General features: G+C 44.4%; 11 protein-coding genes. 4 read left to right on the top strand and 7 right to left on the bottom strand.

Going from position 1 to position 16,731, the window contains the following annotated elements:
• Positions 1-54 precede the first annotated feature (54 nt).
• The 5 genes from KOE27_RS07840 to KOE27_RS07860 form a co-directional block, all read right to left on the bottom strand.
• Entirely contained in the window at positions 55-2,433 is a 2,379-nt protein-coding gene (locus KOE27_RS07840) for a GumC family protein (protein WP_215238250.1), read from the bottom strand.
• A gap of 47 nt (positions 2,434-2,480) precedes the next feature.
• Positions 2,481-3,311: a polysaccharide biosynthesis/export family protein gene (locus KOE27_RS07845; RefSeq protein ID WP_215238251.1), complete on the bottom strand. Its 831-nt coding sequence runs from the start codon at positions 3,309-3,311 to the stop codon at positions 2,481-2,483.
• 227 nt (positions 3,312-3,538) lie between these two features.
• The gene (locus KOE27_RS07850) at positions 3,539-4,279 is read right to left on the bottom strand and encodes a tyrosine-protein phosphatase (RefSeq protein WP_215238252.1); all 741 of its coding nucleotides are present in this window, start codon (positions 4,277-4,279) and stop codon (positions 3,539-3,541) included.
• Positions 4,280-4,286: 7 nt separating this feature from the next.
• The gene (locus KOE27_RS07855) at positions 4,287-5,753 is read right to left on the bottom strand and encodes a capsule assembly Wzi family protein (protein WP_215238253.1); all 1,467 of its coding nucleotides are present in this window, start codon (positions 5,751-5,753) and stop codon (positions 4,287-4,289) included.
• Between the two features lie 88 nt (positions 5,754-5,841).
• Positions 5,842-7,245 carry a capsule assembly Wzi family protein gene (locus tag KOE27_RS07860; RefSeq protein WP_215238254.1) on the bottom strand — a complete coding sequence of 468 codons (1,404 nt, stop codon included), beginning with the start codon at positions 7,243-7,245 and terminating at the stop codon, positions 5,842-5,844.
• Positions 7,246-8,125: 880 nt separating this feature from the next.
• On the opposite strand from KOE27_RS07860, the gene KOE27_RS07865 reads away from it, so the two are divergent.
• Both KOE27_RS07865 and KOE27_RS07870 read left to right on the top strand, forming a co-directional pair.
• Positions 8,126-10,336 (top strand): T9SS type A sorting domain-containing protein, encoded by a 2,211-nt coding sequence (locus KOE27_RS07865; RefSeq protein WP_215238255.1) that lies wholly within the window; start codon positions 8,126-8,128, stop codon positions 10,334-10,336.
• A 235-nt stretch (positions 10,337-10,571) separates the two neighbouring features.
• Complete coding sequence (locus KOE27_RS07870) at positions 10,572-12,317, top strand: T9SS type B sorting domain-containing protein (RefSeq protein WP_215238256.1); 1,746 nt, start codon at positions 10,572-10,574, stop codon at positions 12,315-12,317.
• A 24-nt stretch (positions 12,318-12,341) separates the two neighbouring features.
• Here the strand turns inward: KOE27_RS07870 and KOE27_RS07875 are convergent, their stop codons facing one another.
• The gene (locus KOE27_RS07875; RefSeq protein ID WP_215238257.1) at positions 12,342-14,105 is read right to left on the bottom strand and encodes an ABC transporter ATP-binding protein; all 1,764 of its coding nucleotides are present in this window, start codon (positions 14,103-14,105) and stop codon (positions 12,342-12,344) included.
• 161 nt (positions 14,106-14,266) lie between these two features.
• On the opposite strand from KOE27_RS07875, the gene KOE27_RS07880 reads away from it, so the two are divergent.
• The gene (locus tag KOE27_RS07880) at positions 14,267-14,905 is read left to right on the top strand and encodes a 3-keto-disaccharide hydrolase (protein WP_215238258.1); all 639 of its coding nucleotides are present in this window, start codon (positions 14,267-14,269) and stop codon (positions 14,903-14,905) included.
• 2 nt (positions 14,906-14,907) lie between these two features.
• The gene (locus KOE27_RS07885) at positions 14,908-15,384 is read left to right on the top strand and encodes a YdeI/OmpD-associated family protein (protein ID WP_215238259.1); all 477 of its coding nucleotides are present in this window, start codon (positions 14,908-14,910) and stop codon (positions 15,382-15,384) included.
• A 196-nt stretch (positions 15,385-15,580) separates the two neighbouring features.
• Here KOE27_RS07885 and KOE27_RS07890 read toward each other — a convergent pair whose 3' ends face one another.
• A complete protein-coding gene (locus KOE27_RS07890; protein ID WP_215238260.1) occupies positions 15,581-16,513 on the bottom strand; it encodes an AraC family transcriptional regulator in 933 nt (310 codons plus the stop codon).
• Positions 16,514-16,731 lie beyond the last annotated feature (218 nt).

Here is a 16,731-nt window from a genome sequence, read left to right on the forward strand (position 1 = left end):
AGTAGAATGCTATTTGCGGAAGGCCGTCAGTTGGTCAGAAAATGCTAACCAATCCTAACTCTTTCCGACCAATTTTTTGAGCTTGGTGCCAACACCGCCTTTGGATGAACCTTCCTCGGCGTAATAGCCATACCCATATCCTCCATATCCATATCCGTAGCCATAACCTGCGCCGTAATTAACGCCGTTAAATATTACAGATAGGTTAGAGAATCTGCGTGCTCGCTGAAGTTCACCAATCCGTTTCAGGTGATCCAGCACTGTATAGTTAAACCGGACAATGTATAAGGTCGCATCCACATGTTCAGCTATAAGTGCGGAGTCGGTCACCAGACCGTATGGTGGAGAGTCAATCAGGATGTAATCGTACTCCTTACGCAATTCGGCCAGTAACAATGGAAGTCTGCCATTGCTTAAAAGCTCCGAGGGGTTTGGTGGGATAGGCCCGCTTGTCAAAACATGAAACCTGGGATGCACACCTGTCGGCTGAATAAAATCCCGGTAGTTTCCGTGCCCGATCAGGCAGTTGGAAACTCCCTGTTTGTTAGGAACTGCCAGCCTGTCGTGAAGTGTAGGTTTGCGTAAATCCATTCCCATGAGGAGTACCTTCTTGTCGGAATAGGCAAGACTCGCCGCCAGGTTAATACTGATAAAGCTCTTGCCCTCACCCCCGATGGAGGAAGTGAACATGAGCACCCTGCAGCTTCCATCCCCCAGGTACTGAAGATTGGTCCGAAGTGCGCGGAACTGTTCGGCCACCGCGCTTCGGCTGGTCATTTTGATAATGGATTCCTCACCCGGCTGTCCCAACGCCGTTTTCATATGCCCGATTTCCCCCAGAACAGAGGAATGAGTTACTTTTTCAATCTCTTCTCTGCGCTGTACCGTGTTATTCAGCATGAACAGCAGGTTGATCAGCAATAAAGGAATGGCAAAGCCCGCGATTCCGGCACCAAGCCAAACCACCGCTTTTTTTGGTTTGATGGGTTTGAAGGCCGTGATGGGCGCGTCAATCAGGCGGCTGTCGGTTACTGTGGCAGCGTAGGCAAGCGCTGTTTCTTCCCGTTTCTGCAACAGGTACAGATATAGTTCCTCTTTTATAGATTGTTGTCTTTTTATGCCTACAAACTCTCTCTCCTTTTTAGGAATACTTCTCAGACCTGCAGAAAAACGTGTATTGATACCTTCCAGATTTTTCTTCGTGACAGCCATTCCACGTTTTAAGTTCTGAACGTTTTCACGGATAGACTGGCGTGTACCTTCCAGCTGGGTATTAATGGTTTCCAGTAAAGGGTTTTTTGCCGTGGTGGTACGGGCATAACGTTCCCGTTGCAGTTCCAGCTCGTTGAATTTGGTCAGGAGTGATACCAGAACCGGATCGTCAATCATATAGGTGGCCGGAGCTACCGCACCTTCGCCAGCATTCTGGATATAATTATCAACGCTTTCCAGGATACTAATCTTGGTATTGACCTCGTTCAGTTTGGAGTCGTTTTCTTTGATATTTTCAAGAAACAGCTGTGATTCCGCACTGATATCTGTAATTCCCTGATTGGTTTTATAGGATTCAACATCTTTTTCAACATCTCCCAGTTCGCCGGTAATCAGTCCCAAACGGTTTTCAATGAACTTCAGGGTGTTACTTGCCTCCGTATTTTTATCACTTAACGATGCCTGAACGTAGACGTCAAGCAGTTTGTTGAGCACATCTTTGGAGCGTTGAATATCGGTATCTTCATAGGTCAGTTCCAGTACCGTACTTTTAAGATTGGGCTGTGTCACCTGGAATCTTTTCAGCATCTGTTCTGCCAGATTCTTCACATCCGTAAAGTGAACGGACATATCCTTATATTCTGACGGTGTACCTGCCTTTACCACAAAAGCACCCCAGGCATTATTAAACCGCTGGCCCACGGTGAACACCTTGTCTTCTTCGTTAAATTTAAAGTGAGTACTGTCAATCACGTGGATGATCAGCGGTTCCTCCATCCCGAAATCAGTAATGACCTCAGGAATAATAACAACAGGGCTTTTCTTGTACAAATTAACCGTCCGCAAACCATCTTTGGCCGTGTAGGAAACATCAAGGCTAAGTTCCTTGATCACCTGTTCCATCAGGTTCTGTGATTTGATGATTTCCTGTTCATTTTCCACCACCTTATTTCCGCCGAACTGCGAACTCATCTCGGTAAGGATATCTCCCTGCGAGCCTCCAATGCTTTTTTCTTCTTTAATAAGGATACTTGATTTGGAGCTGTATACCGGTTGCGATATCTGCAGATAAAAGAAAGCTGCCGTTAAAGCCAGGAACAAAAAAATGGGAAAAAGATACCAATATCTGAAATACCGGCGCACATATTCGTTCAGATTGAAATCCTGTTCCTCCTCTTCCAGAAAGTCCTGTTGAACTCCGTTTAATTTGTTATTCATCATAAAATATCTAAGAAAAACATGTACTAGATTTTAAGAATGACCGCATCTTAAAGTTTGGTGAAATTTAAGATCAAAATACCCAGGGTGCTTATCCCTCCCACAATAGTGGCAATAAGTGGTACCGTCCTGATCCTGCTATCTGTATCCAGCATCCTTGCTTTTACCGGCTCCACATAGATCACATCATTTTTGTGTATATAGTAGTAAGGAGAGTTAAAAATTTCTCTGGATGTTAAATTGATCCGGGCCTGCTCCCTCTTACCGTTTTCTTCCCGAATGATCATCACATTGCTGCGGTTACCATATATGGTCAGGTCACCTGCAAGGCTCAATACCTCGGGGAGTGTAATTTTTTCGTCCGGGATAACGTACACAGCCGGAAGTTTCACCTCACCCAGTACCGATACCTTGAAATTCAGATTCCTGACAATTACACTGGGTTCCTTCAGGAAACTCATGAGCTTGGTGCGGATGGTGTCGGCAGCGTCGGTAGTGCGTAATCCGCCAATTTGGATTTTGCCAACCAGCGGAATTTCAATGGAGCCGTCGGAGTCAACCAGATACCCCAAAGGTTGTACCCTGGCACCTCCGCCTGTTGAGGAGTAGTTGGTGCTTGCTGTTGTAAACAAATTGGGCGTGTTAAAAACCTCGTTCGCCTCGGCATTCAAGCTACCCACCACTATGGAAAGAATATCATTAGGCTGGATGGTGGGAATATATTTCTGTGATATTTCCTGGGATGAGTAGCGTGATGAATCTCCTTGGAAATATACAATTGTCTTCGGTGAGACACACGAAACGGCTCCTCCGATTATCGCAAGGATTACCAGCAGAGAAGTCAGGGAGAATGGATAGTTGCGTTTGGGGTGTATGTTCATAAAAAAATCAGATGAGTATCACGTTGTTTTGTAAAGTGTTGTTTTCGAGGTACTTTGTTTTAATCTGGAAAGGGCGAAAAGTACTGTGACTTGTTTTTTTGATATCTTTTCAGCATGTCGCCATTTGTACTGACCTTAGAATAAATTTAACTCAGTTTCTTAATAATGTTCAATATTAGCCAGAAATTTATTCTTATGCAAATGTAGAATAAATTCAATTGTTATCCTTAAATACTTATAAGTTTTTCATTTTGAAAAGGATATTTTAGGAGCCAGTGATTGCCCGGGTTTTTGTTAATCATATCCAGATGCTGAATTTTATGGGCATCGGTACCCAAAAAAGTAATGAGCCCATTTTTAAGTAACCATTCTGCCATTTTGTGAACATTTGCACCGTAATAATGGCTGAGGGATAAAATATTCACCTGCAGTTCGCACCCGTGATCGCAAAGCTTTTTATATACCGAAGGATCCGAATAGAAATAGGTATATCGTTCAGGGTGAGCCAGAACGGGTTGATAACCTTTGCTGATGATGAAGAATATGGTTTCCGAGATATTCAATAGCGGCGTGGAGTAGGGGAGTTCTACCAAAAGCCTGTTTCCCGGAAGGGTCAGAAATGGCTGCCCGGTACGTAACAAATGCATGAAATGTTCATCGATGAAATACTCCGCTGCCGCATTGATCTGGATCGAAAGACCGGCATTTTTTACAGCTTGCTGCACTTCGGTCAAAATCGGTAATATGATTTCAGGAGAATTACGATAACAGTCCCACATGACGTGCGGTGTAGTAAACATTCTACTATATCCAAGCTCCTGCATTCTGGCAGCCATCGCTACCGACTCTTCGATTGTTTCCACACCATCATCAATTCCGGGAATAATATGGGAATGGATATCTATTCCAATTCTGTCAAGATTGATTTTATGATTGCTTTTATTTTTACCAAACAGCCAATTAAGCATAAGAATTTTAGAACGTTTTAGCGGCCTTCAAAAGAATACCTGACGAGTTTAATAGTAAATTTCCGCTATCCAGCGCTCCGGTTATGCCAATGGTATATCCGTTTCCAATCCTCCTGTCGGCTGAAAGGTAACCGGAGAACTGGCCTACTTCGGGGAAAATTCCATAAATGGGGGCAGTATGCACCTCCCCAGTCGTATGACCGTTAGGACTGGTGCCAAAGGTTCCGTAATTCCTGGAATAAGATAATTTGGACAGAAGGTGCCACTGGTATACCGAAAGATCAAGTCCGGCATGAAAGGCCAGCACTCTGTTATTCATGAAATAATCTTTGGGGAAATGGGGAAGCCCGTCCCTCACCAATGTTTTGGAAGTAATGAATGGTGTGCCCAAACCTTCGCCCTTGTAAGACCAGCCCTCAGAATACAGATAGTTATTATAGTAGTCCTCGTCGCCGGAAGGGGTTACCTTTGACCAGGTTTCCCCGCCTTGATTTTTGGTATAGAGTACTTCAATTAACAATTTATTCCATTTTACTTTTTGTTCACTTTTTTTCAGATTGGTAATGCTCACGCCATTCAGTCCATCCATGATGTTGGACAAATGGGCCAGCCCTCCCACTTCGTAAAAGGTTTGGCGATAGGCCAGCAGCTTCATATTTTTAAAAGCGTACTCAAATCCCAGATCAATGGAACCCAGATGGTTTCCTACCTTACTGGAGTTCCAAACTTTGCCCAAAACAATGTACTCGTATGTTTTTAAACCAGAAAGTTGAAAACTGTTGAGGTAGAAACCCTTTTTGGACCAGACATATTTTTCGTCTCCAAAAAATACCTGATGGTTAAATCCTCCATACAGTTTGAGTTTCCAGCCCGGCTTACCGAAGCGTCCGTACAGCGACTTTTGGTGAAATTGAGTGGTAGTCTGCGAAGTATCTCCGTATTGAACCGGCGTTTTTCCAACCCATCCGTGAGCGTAATTTCCTTTGAAGGCCAGTACTTTCCCCCAAAACGGAAGGCTGTAAAATTCGGGTATCGAGATTTGTATCTTAGGAATACCCAGCGCGTTTCCGGATATGGCGTAGTTTCCCGAAGTCAGCAAGGTATCAGAGAGTCCGGATACTTCCTTGATCCTTCCGCCCTTTAATTCGAAAATTCCCACCTTTAACCTGCCGTATCCTTCTATTAAGGTAACATTGGATGTTTTACCGGCGTTGGCCCTCACTTCAGCACGGGCTCCCCAGTCAACCAGCTTTGTGCCGGATGTGTCGTATTCTATTTCACCGGTTCCTATAAAACTCGCAAAGGCGCCTTTTACGGGTACACTTCCAAACTGGTTGGAACGCATCCAGAATGGAACCGCTTTCTGGCTGGTAACTCCGGCCTGGCCCTCGAGGCCAAAACGGACATGCGTGAATTGTGCTTTTGCGTGAAAAAACAAAAAGGTTAAAACCAGTATACTGGAAATTTTTTTCATAAAATGCGTCGTTGAGCAGGGTAAATTTAAATAACTGTCTTTGCTGGCCCACCCCAGGGTAAAGGCTTTTTGAATTTTTCTCTGAATTTTAAAATTTCTTTTTCAAACTTATCAATAGTCCCCCAGTGGTGTTCAGCAAGTCGCCTGCGTCCAGGGCTGCTGTAAGGCCCAGGTATAGTTTGTTGCCTATGTCTCTGTTTGCTTCAATGTATCCCGAAAACTGAGATTTTTTTCCAAAAGATTTTTCTGTACTGTATGTTCCGTAATTCATTGAGTAAGAAAGTTTTGTAGTGTACTCCCAGTTGCCAGCGGTGCCTTGCATTCCGGTATGGAAGGCAAGTAATCTGTTATTGCTGAAGTATTCGTTAGCGAGTTTTGGGATTTCATTACGCACATCGTTGCGAGAAGTTATAAAAGGCGTGCCAAGGCCTACAGATTTGTATGACCAGCCTTGTGTATAGATATAATTATTGTAATAATCTTCGTATCCCAGTAGCTGCAGGCTGGTTACAGAATTTTTTGCCTGATTCTTCGTGTATAAGAACTCAAACACAAACCGGTTTACACTAAATGTTTCGGATTCCGTTTTTCTGGTAAGGGAGATTCCCGTTAAACCATCCGAGATATTTGCAAAATGCTTTAAGGCGTCTTTATCGAAATAACTTTGATGATAGAACCTGACTGTGCTTTGTGAAAAACGATGGTCCACCGCCAGATCCACCGTTCCGAGGTGATTTCCTACCTGTGAGTATTCGAATTTTTTGCTGAGAATTACATAAGTATACTCTTGCCAGGGCGTTAACGTGAATTCATTCTTAGAGAATATTTCTTTGCTATTTCCCCATAACACATTGTCATTCAGTCCCAAATAGACTTTGGTTTTTGCATCGGGCTTGCCCAGGCGCAGATAAAGTGATTTCTGGTGCAGGTATGTTTTGGCTTGGTCCACCTGTCTGTAAGGAAACTGAATGGGTACATTACCAAGCCATCCATGGGCATAGTTGCCTTTAAAAGAGAAAAACTTCCCTGCAAAAGGCAGGCTGTAAAACTCAGGAATGGAAATTTCCAGTTTTGGGATTCCCAGCGCATTACCTGAAACAGCAAAATTTCCGGAACTGAGTAGTGTATCCGCCAGGCCAAAGTTTTCACGGGACCTTCCGCCTTTTACTTCCAAAATTCCCAAACGTATTTTTCCGTAACCTTCCAGCAGAATGAATTCAGCTTTTTTTCCAAAATTGGTTCTGGCTTGCACAGAAGCGCCCCAATCAAAGAATTTTTTGTCTTTTGACTGATACATTTTTTGCCCTCCGGCCAGGATACTGCCCGAGGTTCCGGATAAAGGAATACTTCCAAACTGATTACTTCTCATCCAGAATGGTACATTTTTACCCATGACTGACGCTTGTGCCTCAACGTTGGCCTGGTAAAGAGCCGACTGTGCCTTGCACCACAGGGAAAGTACAATTAAAACCAGAGATAAGGTTATTTTCATAAATAGTAACGTGAGTGTAGCTCAAATATAATAAAACGCACAAGTCTACCTAGCGGCTGTACTGGATCACCCGGGCTTCATGAACCGGAATAAGAGGAATGGAGCCTGCTTTATTGTCCTATTCCTTGAGAGCGTCCCTGCACGGACGGGCACAGAGGGCGTTGATGGTAAGTTCTACTGTATTGAAAATCAAACAAATAGAATTTTTTGTTGTTAAAAGTCGGATACTGTCGTATCGGAAATGCGAATAAAATAAGTTTAATATAGAATAGATGCTACAATTGGACATATTGAAGTTCTACTTTTTGGTGAGAAATATTTTGCGCAAAATTTGACGAACCAACTTTCACCCCAAAACAACTATTTCGCCCTTTTTGTCTACAAGTACCTCTGTGAAAAGTAATGTTTCGTAAGTGGTTGAATATCAAATTATTGAAAAAAATACTAATAAAAAAACGAAGGTATTTCACCCCAAAATAGAAAGTCGTTCACCCCAAACGGGTTGTAGGACGCCACACATTGGGGTAATTTTACATCATCGAAACAGCAGCACAATTCAACTGTTCAATCTGTCAGGTTTCTTTTTAGATTGGATTAAATGAAGAATAGCAGAGTTTCACAACAGATTTTGAGTCACAATTGAAAATTTTTTAATAGAAATAGTTTGAATTAAAAATTTACGGTAAACCCATGCTAACAGTCAACCCAACCCATTTCAGTTTCTCGCCGAAGCGCGCTGGCTAATCCGATAGCAAAAATTTAGGGAGAGTTTCTGAGAGGATTTTTCGAAAGCAAAAATCCTTGCCGGGAAAAACTGTGCCCGAAAAAACAAAAATTTCTTTTGCCTCTCATTCATAATTACTTATAAATCAACGATATAATGTTCTTTTCTCTCAATCTTCGTCAATTGGTTAGTTTCAAACTGATCCTGCCGGTAATTTTACTTCTCATGATGGATCGGCCTGGTTTTGCACAGTTGGAACTTACAGCTTCCAGTTATTCAGGCTCGGTACCCTCAGGTCCAACAGCAGACCCCGTTAAGTTAAAATTCGTTCAGAATACCTCTGGCAGCACATTTTCGGATTTCGACCCTGAGTTAACAGTAACGGCTTCTTTTGGAGACCAGCAGTTCCCGAATACGGCGGATGTTCCTGCGGTATTCTTTGGAGGAACTTCTAATGACGTTGCCAAAACGGCAACATCCGAAAAAGTCATAAGGCTGCTGAGCAGTATTTCATCACCTTCAAACAACCTGTTTACCTCCAATCCGTCGGGTTCTGCGGGGACGGGAATTGATGTGGAAGTGAACAACGGCTTTAATATATTTACAAGTGTTGAACCGCTCTATTCAGCTGATAAGGATCGTTCGGGAAGATATTATTACAGCACCCTGACGTTGACGTTTAACAGAGCGGTGTCTGACCCGGTTATTCACGTTTCGGGATTAGGTGCTTTTACAAAGGTGGATAATCAAAGCCTTGGATATTCAACAGAACTGGAACTTTTGGACGGCCAGGGCTTAAGTCTTACCAAACTTTCTGGTAGTGAAGCGCTTCGTGTTGAAACTACAAAAATATTGAACGGTAAGTCAGCTATCAATTCTGAGTCCGATCAGGGAGCGGCCACCGGTTCAGTAAGGGTGAATGGGTCTAACATCACTGCACTGGTTTTCAAGGTATACCTGCGCGGCGATAACAACGGTTCGGCCTGGAGTTCTGCACAGTTTTTTTCGGGAGACCAGTGGCTGTTATCCGTATCAATGAATCCGACGATCACTTCCATTGCCGGTAACGTATTTGACGATGCAGACGGCCTGGCTGGAAATCCTTCCAATACTGTCAACGGTTCAAAAGTGAACGGAACCGACATTGACCCGGAGGTTTCAGGCAATCAGTCTCTGTACGTTAACTTGGTAAACAGCAGCAATCAGGTGGTAGGTACGTCGGATGTTGCTGCCAATGGTACCTATGCTTTCCAGAATGTAACGTCGACCGGTTATCCCGAGACTTACAGGCTGGTTTTGTCAAAGGATAAAAATACAACCTCTGCTTCACTGCCTTCCGGTTGGGTGAGTACAGGTGAGAATATCGGCGCCTCCGACGCAAGCGGATCGGACAATGACGCCAACAGTATACTCACCAACGTTACTCTTCAGAGTGTCAGCGCTACGATACAAAATGCAAATTTCGGGATCAATAAGATACCGGTAGCAGAGGCGAAGGAGAAGCAGATCGTACAGCCAAATTTCAACCAGCTGGAACCTTTGGACGGCTCTGCGGCTGCACCGGCTTTGAGTGGCAAAGATCTGGAAGACGGAACCCTGGGTGCCGGAAGTAAATTGGTCATTACACGTTTACCCCAAAAAGCAGCGTTGTTATACAATGGAGAGCAAGTTCAGGCCAATTCCGCTATTACTAACTATAACCCGTCAAAACTGAGAATAAAATTTGCTGATCTCGATTATACCAGTGTTGATTTTGAATATGCCTTCATCGACAGAGCGGAAAAACAGGGTACCAGCGCTACCTATAAACTATCCTGGACGTCTGCACTGCCTGTAGTACTGAGCCGTTTTTCAGCCGAGAAATCAGAACAGAGTGCGCTTTTGACATGGATGACAACCAGCGAGTCGAATAGTGAAAGATTTGATATTGAGCGTAGTTTGAATGGAAAAGAATGGAATAGGATCGGTAGTAAAGAGGCGAAAGGGGAAAGTACACAGTCTCTGGACTATACTTTTACGGATACCAAACCTGCGGCAGGAGTCAACCTGTACCGGCTGAAAATGATTGATCTGGACGGAACATTTGCTTACAGCCAGATTAAAACCGTAAGTTTCGAAGCAAGTAATGAAACGGTATTTTATCCGAATCCTGCCTCGGATGTATTACATGTGAAAGTAGACGGGGGGTATGATATGAACGCTGTAAGTAAACTGAATATCTACGACGCAAGTGGAAATCTGGTTCTGACTCCCGAACTGAAATCCGACCGTATGGATGTAAACGCACTGAAAAACGGCCTATATATTGTGCAACTGATCAGGAAAAACGGATTGGTTTCCACAGCAAAAATCAGTATCAGAAAGTAACCAAATCAAAGTTCAGTCTTCCCCAGGAGATGTACCTTATTCTCCAATCATCAAAAATGCCGGTAAGAGGGCCCGGTTAGCCTCAAAATTGGCGCATAGTGCCAGAAATTAAGAGATTGAAAAAAAGAAGGTTTACACACAATAAGACGAATTCTTTGCAACACGATGGTGTTCACCTGCGTAAGGGACAATATTGGTAAACCATTACAAGGCAGGACTGTTAACATCATGGGTTATGAAACAATTGCTACTCACTTTATGCTTCTTGGTGACCGTATTCAGTACGTTAAAGGCCCAGGTAGATTGTAGTAATGTCGGATTTGAACAAGGTAATACCAGTGGCTGGCAACCTACCTACGGCGCGGTTACGGATCAGGATCAGAAGACGGTCTACCAGACTGAGATAACAGGTACCCAGAACAATGACCATTACGTAACCAGCCTCAGTGACGGCAACGATCCCAAGATACCTTCCATTCCCATGGTGGCCCCTGGCAGTACACACTCCATCCGCATCGGAAATGTGACACAAGGAGGCCAATATTCCAGGATAAGGACCAGTTACCTGGTAACGGCGGATAACACTTTGTTTCAATATAAATTTGCTGTCATTCTTCAGAACACAAGCGGTAACGGGGGCGCTGCGAATCATGAACCTTATCAGAAACCGGGATTTAATATCCAGATATATGATAATAATGGAAATGAACTTCCCTGTAGCAGTTACGATATTCAGCTGGAAGGAAATAACACCGTAGACGGCTTTCAGTCGTCCGGGGATATACAGTACCGGAACTGGACCACAGGTGCTATAGACCTCCGGAATTATGTTGGCAAAAGTATCAGCATTGCGGTGACCACCCACGGCTGTACCAGGATGCGGCATTTCGGGTATGCCTATTTTGATGCCGAATGTTTAAAATCTGAAATTAAAACGGTTTCTTCGTGCCCGGATGAAAATGGTTATCTCACGCTGCAGGCTCCTGTGGGCTTTGGTAAATACAAATGGAATAATGGCGAGACCACGCAAAATATAAAGGTGAAGGCCAGTCTTGGAGATAAGTTCAGTGTACAGCTTGTTCCGCTGGGAAGCCTGGACGAATCCTGTGCTCTTCAGCTGGATTATACCATTGAGTTAAAAAAATCAGTCGCAGAAATCAGTAAAGTCATTTGCGAAGGAGAGGAGGTTGCTTTGGGGGATACGATACTGAAAACCAGCGGTACCTATGTCCGGAACATAAGTAAAAGTACGGTTTGTGATAGCACCGTTACATTGCATCTCACTGTCAATTCTGTGCCAAGGTTTACGCAGACGATCGGGATATGCGAAGGGGAGGAGCTTGCCGTTGGAGACTCTGTGTACACCACGAGCGGGACTTATGTTAATAACATTCCGTTGCCCACCGGTTGTGACAGCATCGTTACCACGCACCTCGAAGTTTATGGACTGAATCTTTCGGTTACCCCTCAGGTATCTATTACAGAGGGAGACAGCGTGCAGCTTCATGCCATTGCCGAACCAACCGGCGAGTACAAGTACAACTGGCAGATGTCTCAAACACTGTCCTGCTCCACCTGTGCAGATACCTGGGCGCATCCCTCAGCATCGACCACGTATACCGTCATAGCTTCTGACCCTGGAAGTATTTGTATCAAACAGGGTAAGGTGTCGGTTATGGTGAAACCCTGCGGGATTTCGGCTCCCGAAATTTTTTCGCCCAACCAGGATAACAGCAACGAGATCTTCTATGTATTCGGCAATAGCTGTGTGGTGCAGATCAAGGAAATGGTGATCTACAACCGCTGGGGGCAGGTGATATTTCATAAACAGAATTTCCAGGCTTCCAATCCTTCCTTTGGCTGGGATGGATATTACAAAGGTTTGCCGAGCCTTGCAGGAGCATACCCTTATAAGGTTAAAGCAGAACTGAAAAACGGAGGCATTCAAGATTATAATGGTGTGGTTACGCTGATCAGATAAGTGTTGAGGTTGAAAAGAGAAGTACTATGTCAAATGCTCCTGATGTTTCCAAAGATCCTGAAAATGAGCACTGTATTGTTTGAGATATTCAAAAGTACCTTCGTCGATCAGCCTGCCGTCACGGAGGATATAGACGTAATCAAATTTGGTCAGCAGGTGAAGGCGGTGCAGGGCAGATAATACGGCTTTGCCCTCAAATTCCTCAAACATTCTGTCGTATATCAGCGATTCCGTTTTGGGGTCAACACTGCTGGTGGGCTCGTCCAGTAACACAATGTCGCTGCTTCTGGCCGCCAGAACGCCCCTTGCAAGCGCAAGACGCTGTTTTTGACCGCCAGAAAGATTTACCCCCTTTTCCTGAATGTTGGATTCCAGTCCGTTGGGGAGTTTATCGATTACATCCGTAAAATGTGCGGTTGCACATACCTGAAGGATTTCGTCTTCCTGAAAAGGTAAGCCGAGGGTGATATTATAGGCTATGGTGTTTTCGAAAATCTCCGGGTCCTGAGGAAACAACGTAACCGTATCAGATAGCGCATTCATAACAGTATGCTGCTGGTCGTCAACCCGAACATTTACACCAGGTTCACCCTGATACAAGCCGCGTAACAGGGCTAGAAGGGTACTTTTGCCGCTCCCGCTTTCACCAATGAATGCAATTCGCTGCCCGCGTTTGATCAGCAGGTGCAGGTTATGCAAGCTATGGGCTTTGCGGTCGTCGTAATCCTGGCCGTGGGAAAAGCTCAGGTTACTGATCCTGATTTCCCCCCAGTTTGCAGGTAATGCTGTTTCAATATCCTGCGGATGATTTGCGCTATAGGCCTGGCCGATACTCCTGGCTGTCTGAACCTCCGTATTGTACCTGATAATTTCTGTATATTGCCATGCAACATCCTGAAAAACACTGGTGAACTGGTTTACATATCCCAGCAAAGTCACCAGCCCGCCAACCAGGAAAGCTTCTCCCGGCGTGTACTTCTGGTATACAAAACCAATAGTCACGACAACATATATTAACCCGATAAAAACACTCGCGACAAACCATTTCCATTCGTTGATGACAACAGTCCTTCGAAACGGTGGGAAAACGTCCGCCACTTTTTTCATCAGGCTTGTCTGCATTCTTTTTTCAAGCCTGAGGGTAATGACGGTAATAATGTTGGAAAGGCTGTCGAAAAGGGTGGAAGATACAACGTGTTCCTTTTCATTTGTTTCGTCCAGCGCCTTGATAAAAGGTTTGTCGAAACGGAATATTACCCAAACGGTAACAATACCTATCCCTACACCGATACTGCCAAAAAGTGGCGAAAACCAAATGATTGCAATGAAGGAAAATATGAATTTGGAAAAAGCATGAAGGAACATAAAGCCGTTCTGGAAAAAGTCTTTCAGTGCTTCATACGCTTTCCGGATCCTGTTGATCGTAGCGCCGCTGTGATGATCCTGATGCCATCGAATGGGCAGATGTAACGCCTGGTGGTACATCTCGTCCAGAAAGTTACGGCTCAGGTCAAAAGCAAGTTCGCGCTCCATCACCCGGGCCGGGCCGTGAAATGCCCATTCAAGCAAAGTCAGGCCAAGGTATATTCCGGCATAGATCCACACATTGGAAAGCACCGCAGCAGGATCTTTCTGGATGGATTCTACAAACCAGCCGTACAACAGCGGGTGCATGGCAAGTACCACATTGGCCAGCACAAACATGGCATATACCAGCAGGTAGCGTTTTTTTTGCTGCCGGGCATAACGCCACGCTGTGGCCAGCAACGATAGATAAGGATTTTTCATAGCCTGCTGATTTTGCAGCAAAGATAGTATTACTATTTTCTCCGCAGTGAAAGCGAATAGTAATATTGGCTCACTTTTGAGTAGTTTTAATAACAGGTTTGGTTTAGATAAAATAAACCCGGAATACTCCAAAACCTGATTTACATTAATTAAAATTATATATGAAAAAAATGCTTTGGTCGGTTATGGCAATGGTAGCCGCGTTATTCGTTTCAGGCCCTTCCTTTGCTCAGGACGGATGGATCACAATTTTTAACGGAAAAAGTCTGGATGGCTGGAAAGTAGGCGAAAATGCGAATTCGTTCAGCCTGGTGGATGGTGCTTTACAGGTTGCCGGGCCACGTGCGCATTTGTTCTACGATGGACCTGTTAAAAACCATATGTTCAAAAATTTTGAATTCAGGGCCACCGTAATGACCAAGCCAGGTTCTAATTCGGGGATATACTTTCATACCACCTATCAGGAAAAAGGCTGGCCGGATCTGGGTTATGAGGTACAGGTTAATAACTCGCATACCGACTGGATCCGTACCGGAAGCCTTTATAATGTTGTAAATGTGAAGGAAACTTATGTAAAAGATAACGAATGGTATACCGAATATGTGAAGGTGGAAGGGAAACACATTACCGTGAAAATCAATGATAGAGTGGTAGTGGATTATGAAGAAGCGGACGTGGACAAACGTGATCCTGATACCATCCGCCGCGTGATTAGTAGCGGAACTTTTGCTCTCCAGGCTCATGATCCCAAGAGCATCGTATTTTACAAGCAGATTCAGGTAAGACCACTTACGGAGTAGGTTTGGAAGAGAAAGTTCAATTTGAATCCCGTCTTGAACGCTTTGATAAAAAAGGCGGAGAATATTATATGGTGGTGCCCGACGAGGTGGCCACCATTTTTGTTAAAGGTAGGCGTCCGGCTAGGATGAGATGTACGCTCAATGGCAGTATCGCTTTCCAATGTGCCATTAGGCCCCGCGGAGGTGGCGGCTTTTACATCAATGTGGGTGCGACGCTCAGGCAGCAGGGGAAGCTGGTACTTGGACAGAAACTATCTGCTATGGTGTGGAAGGATGACAGCGAATTCGGTAGGGATGTGCCGGTTGAGTTACAGGAACTTTTTGAGATCGATCCGGAAGGGAAGGCGCTTTTTGACGCGTTGCTGCCCAGTCACCAGCGTGGGATTATACAGTATGTTGCCGATGCCAGATCGGAGCAGGTAAGGATCGATAGAGCAGTTAAGATGATCAACCGGCTTGCCGGACGGAGTTTCGGGTAGGTAGTTTTGCGTTTTGAGCGGACAGTTTTTAGTATGCAGTATACAGTTATCAGTGGGCGGTATGCCCAGGGATAACGTTGTGGACTAAGGTATGCCGGAAGTTTTCAGTTTTAAGTAAACGGTTCACAGTGCGCCGCGTGGTAATGCTGCGAACTGTGAACTAAAAACTTTTAACTCTTCACTCCGAACTCTTCACTCATAACTCATCACTCAGAGCTGACTTGAGAATCCGGTACTGTGACGGGGATATCCCCTCGTTTTTCTTGAACTGCCTTCCAAAATAGTTTAAATCTGAAAAGCCCAGCTGGTAACATACCTCTGAAATGCTATTTCGCGAATCGGACAGGAGCTGTTTCGCTTTTTTGATTTTTTCTTTTAACACAAAATCAAGCGGGCTGATATTAAATTCCCTTTTAAAGGCTCTGTAAAAAGAAGCGCGGCTCATGCAGGCTTTTTCGCTCAGGTCGTCTACCTGGATTTTTTCATTGATATTCGCCCTGATGTAACTGACCACATACCCCAGCGCATGGTCATGGCTGAGGGTTTCGTCCTGGATCAGGTGCAGGTTCTGGGTCTGAATAATATGTACAATTAATTCCTGCAGCGTCAGGTCTGCCAGTATATCTTTCCCGACTCCCGATCCGGCGCATATTTTGATCAGTTTGTTAAGACTTTGGGCCAGTTCCAGATTGTTCAGAAAGTGATATTCACTATGCTGAAGTTTCCAGTACTGGTTTTTGCCCTCCCTGGGATAGTCCTCATTGAGCCGGTCAACAATCTGATCAATTTTAACCTGATCCAGCGCCAGCGCTATGCATTGAGTAGGGTTCATTTCACTGGCTTCCGGGAAGTCAATTTTCATGGTGACGTTGGCTGGTACCAGCACTGTCTCTCCAGGCAGGTAATCAAAGCCGGGTTTATCGGATAGATGCATGATCTTTTTTCCTCTCAGCATACTGGTTACCACAAAATCAGAAAAGGTCAGTGGGACCAGAGCCGAAGTTTGCAATGTTTCAAAAACATTCAGCTCGCAATTTTTCAGGGTGTAGGCCCGCCTGTTTTCCACCAGGGTTTTGAGTGATTTTTCCTCAGAAATGGCAAGTTCAGTAAGTTTATATCCTGTTGACATAGGAGTTTTGGCCTAAAAAAATCTGTTAAATAATCTGACACAAACAATACGTTGGCTGGCAGGAGGCGTTCCGAGTATAATCATACCTTAAATATAACGAGCCCTTAGCTACTTTGTTTCCTTTTGTATAAATATAAATATTTTTTGAATAAATGAGATAATCGTGCTATGAAATGCAACGATCGTACCAATGATTTCCTTGAGCAGTGGCTAGTTTT

It is taken from the genome of Dyadobacter sp. CECT 9275, assembly GCF_907164905.1.
Taxonomy (GTDB): domain Bacteria; phylum Bacteroidota; class Bacteroidia; order Cytophagales; family Spirosomataceae; genus Dyadobacter; species Dyadobacter helix.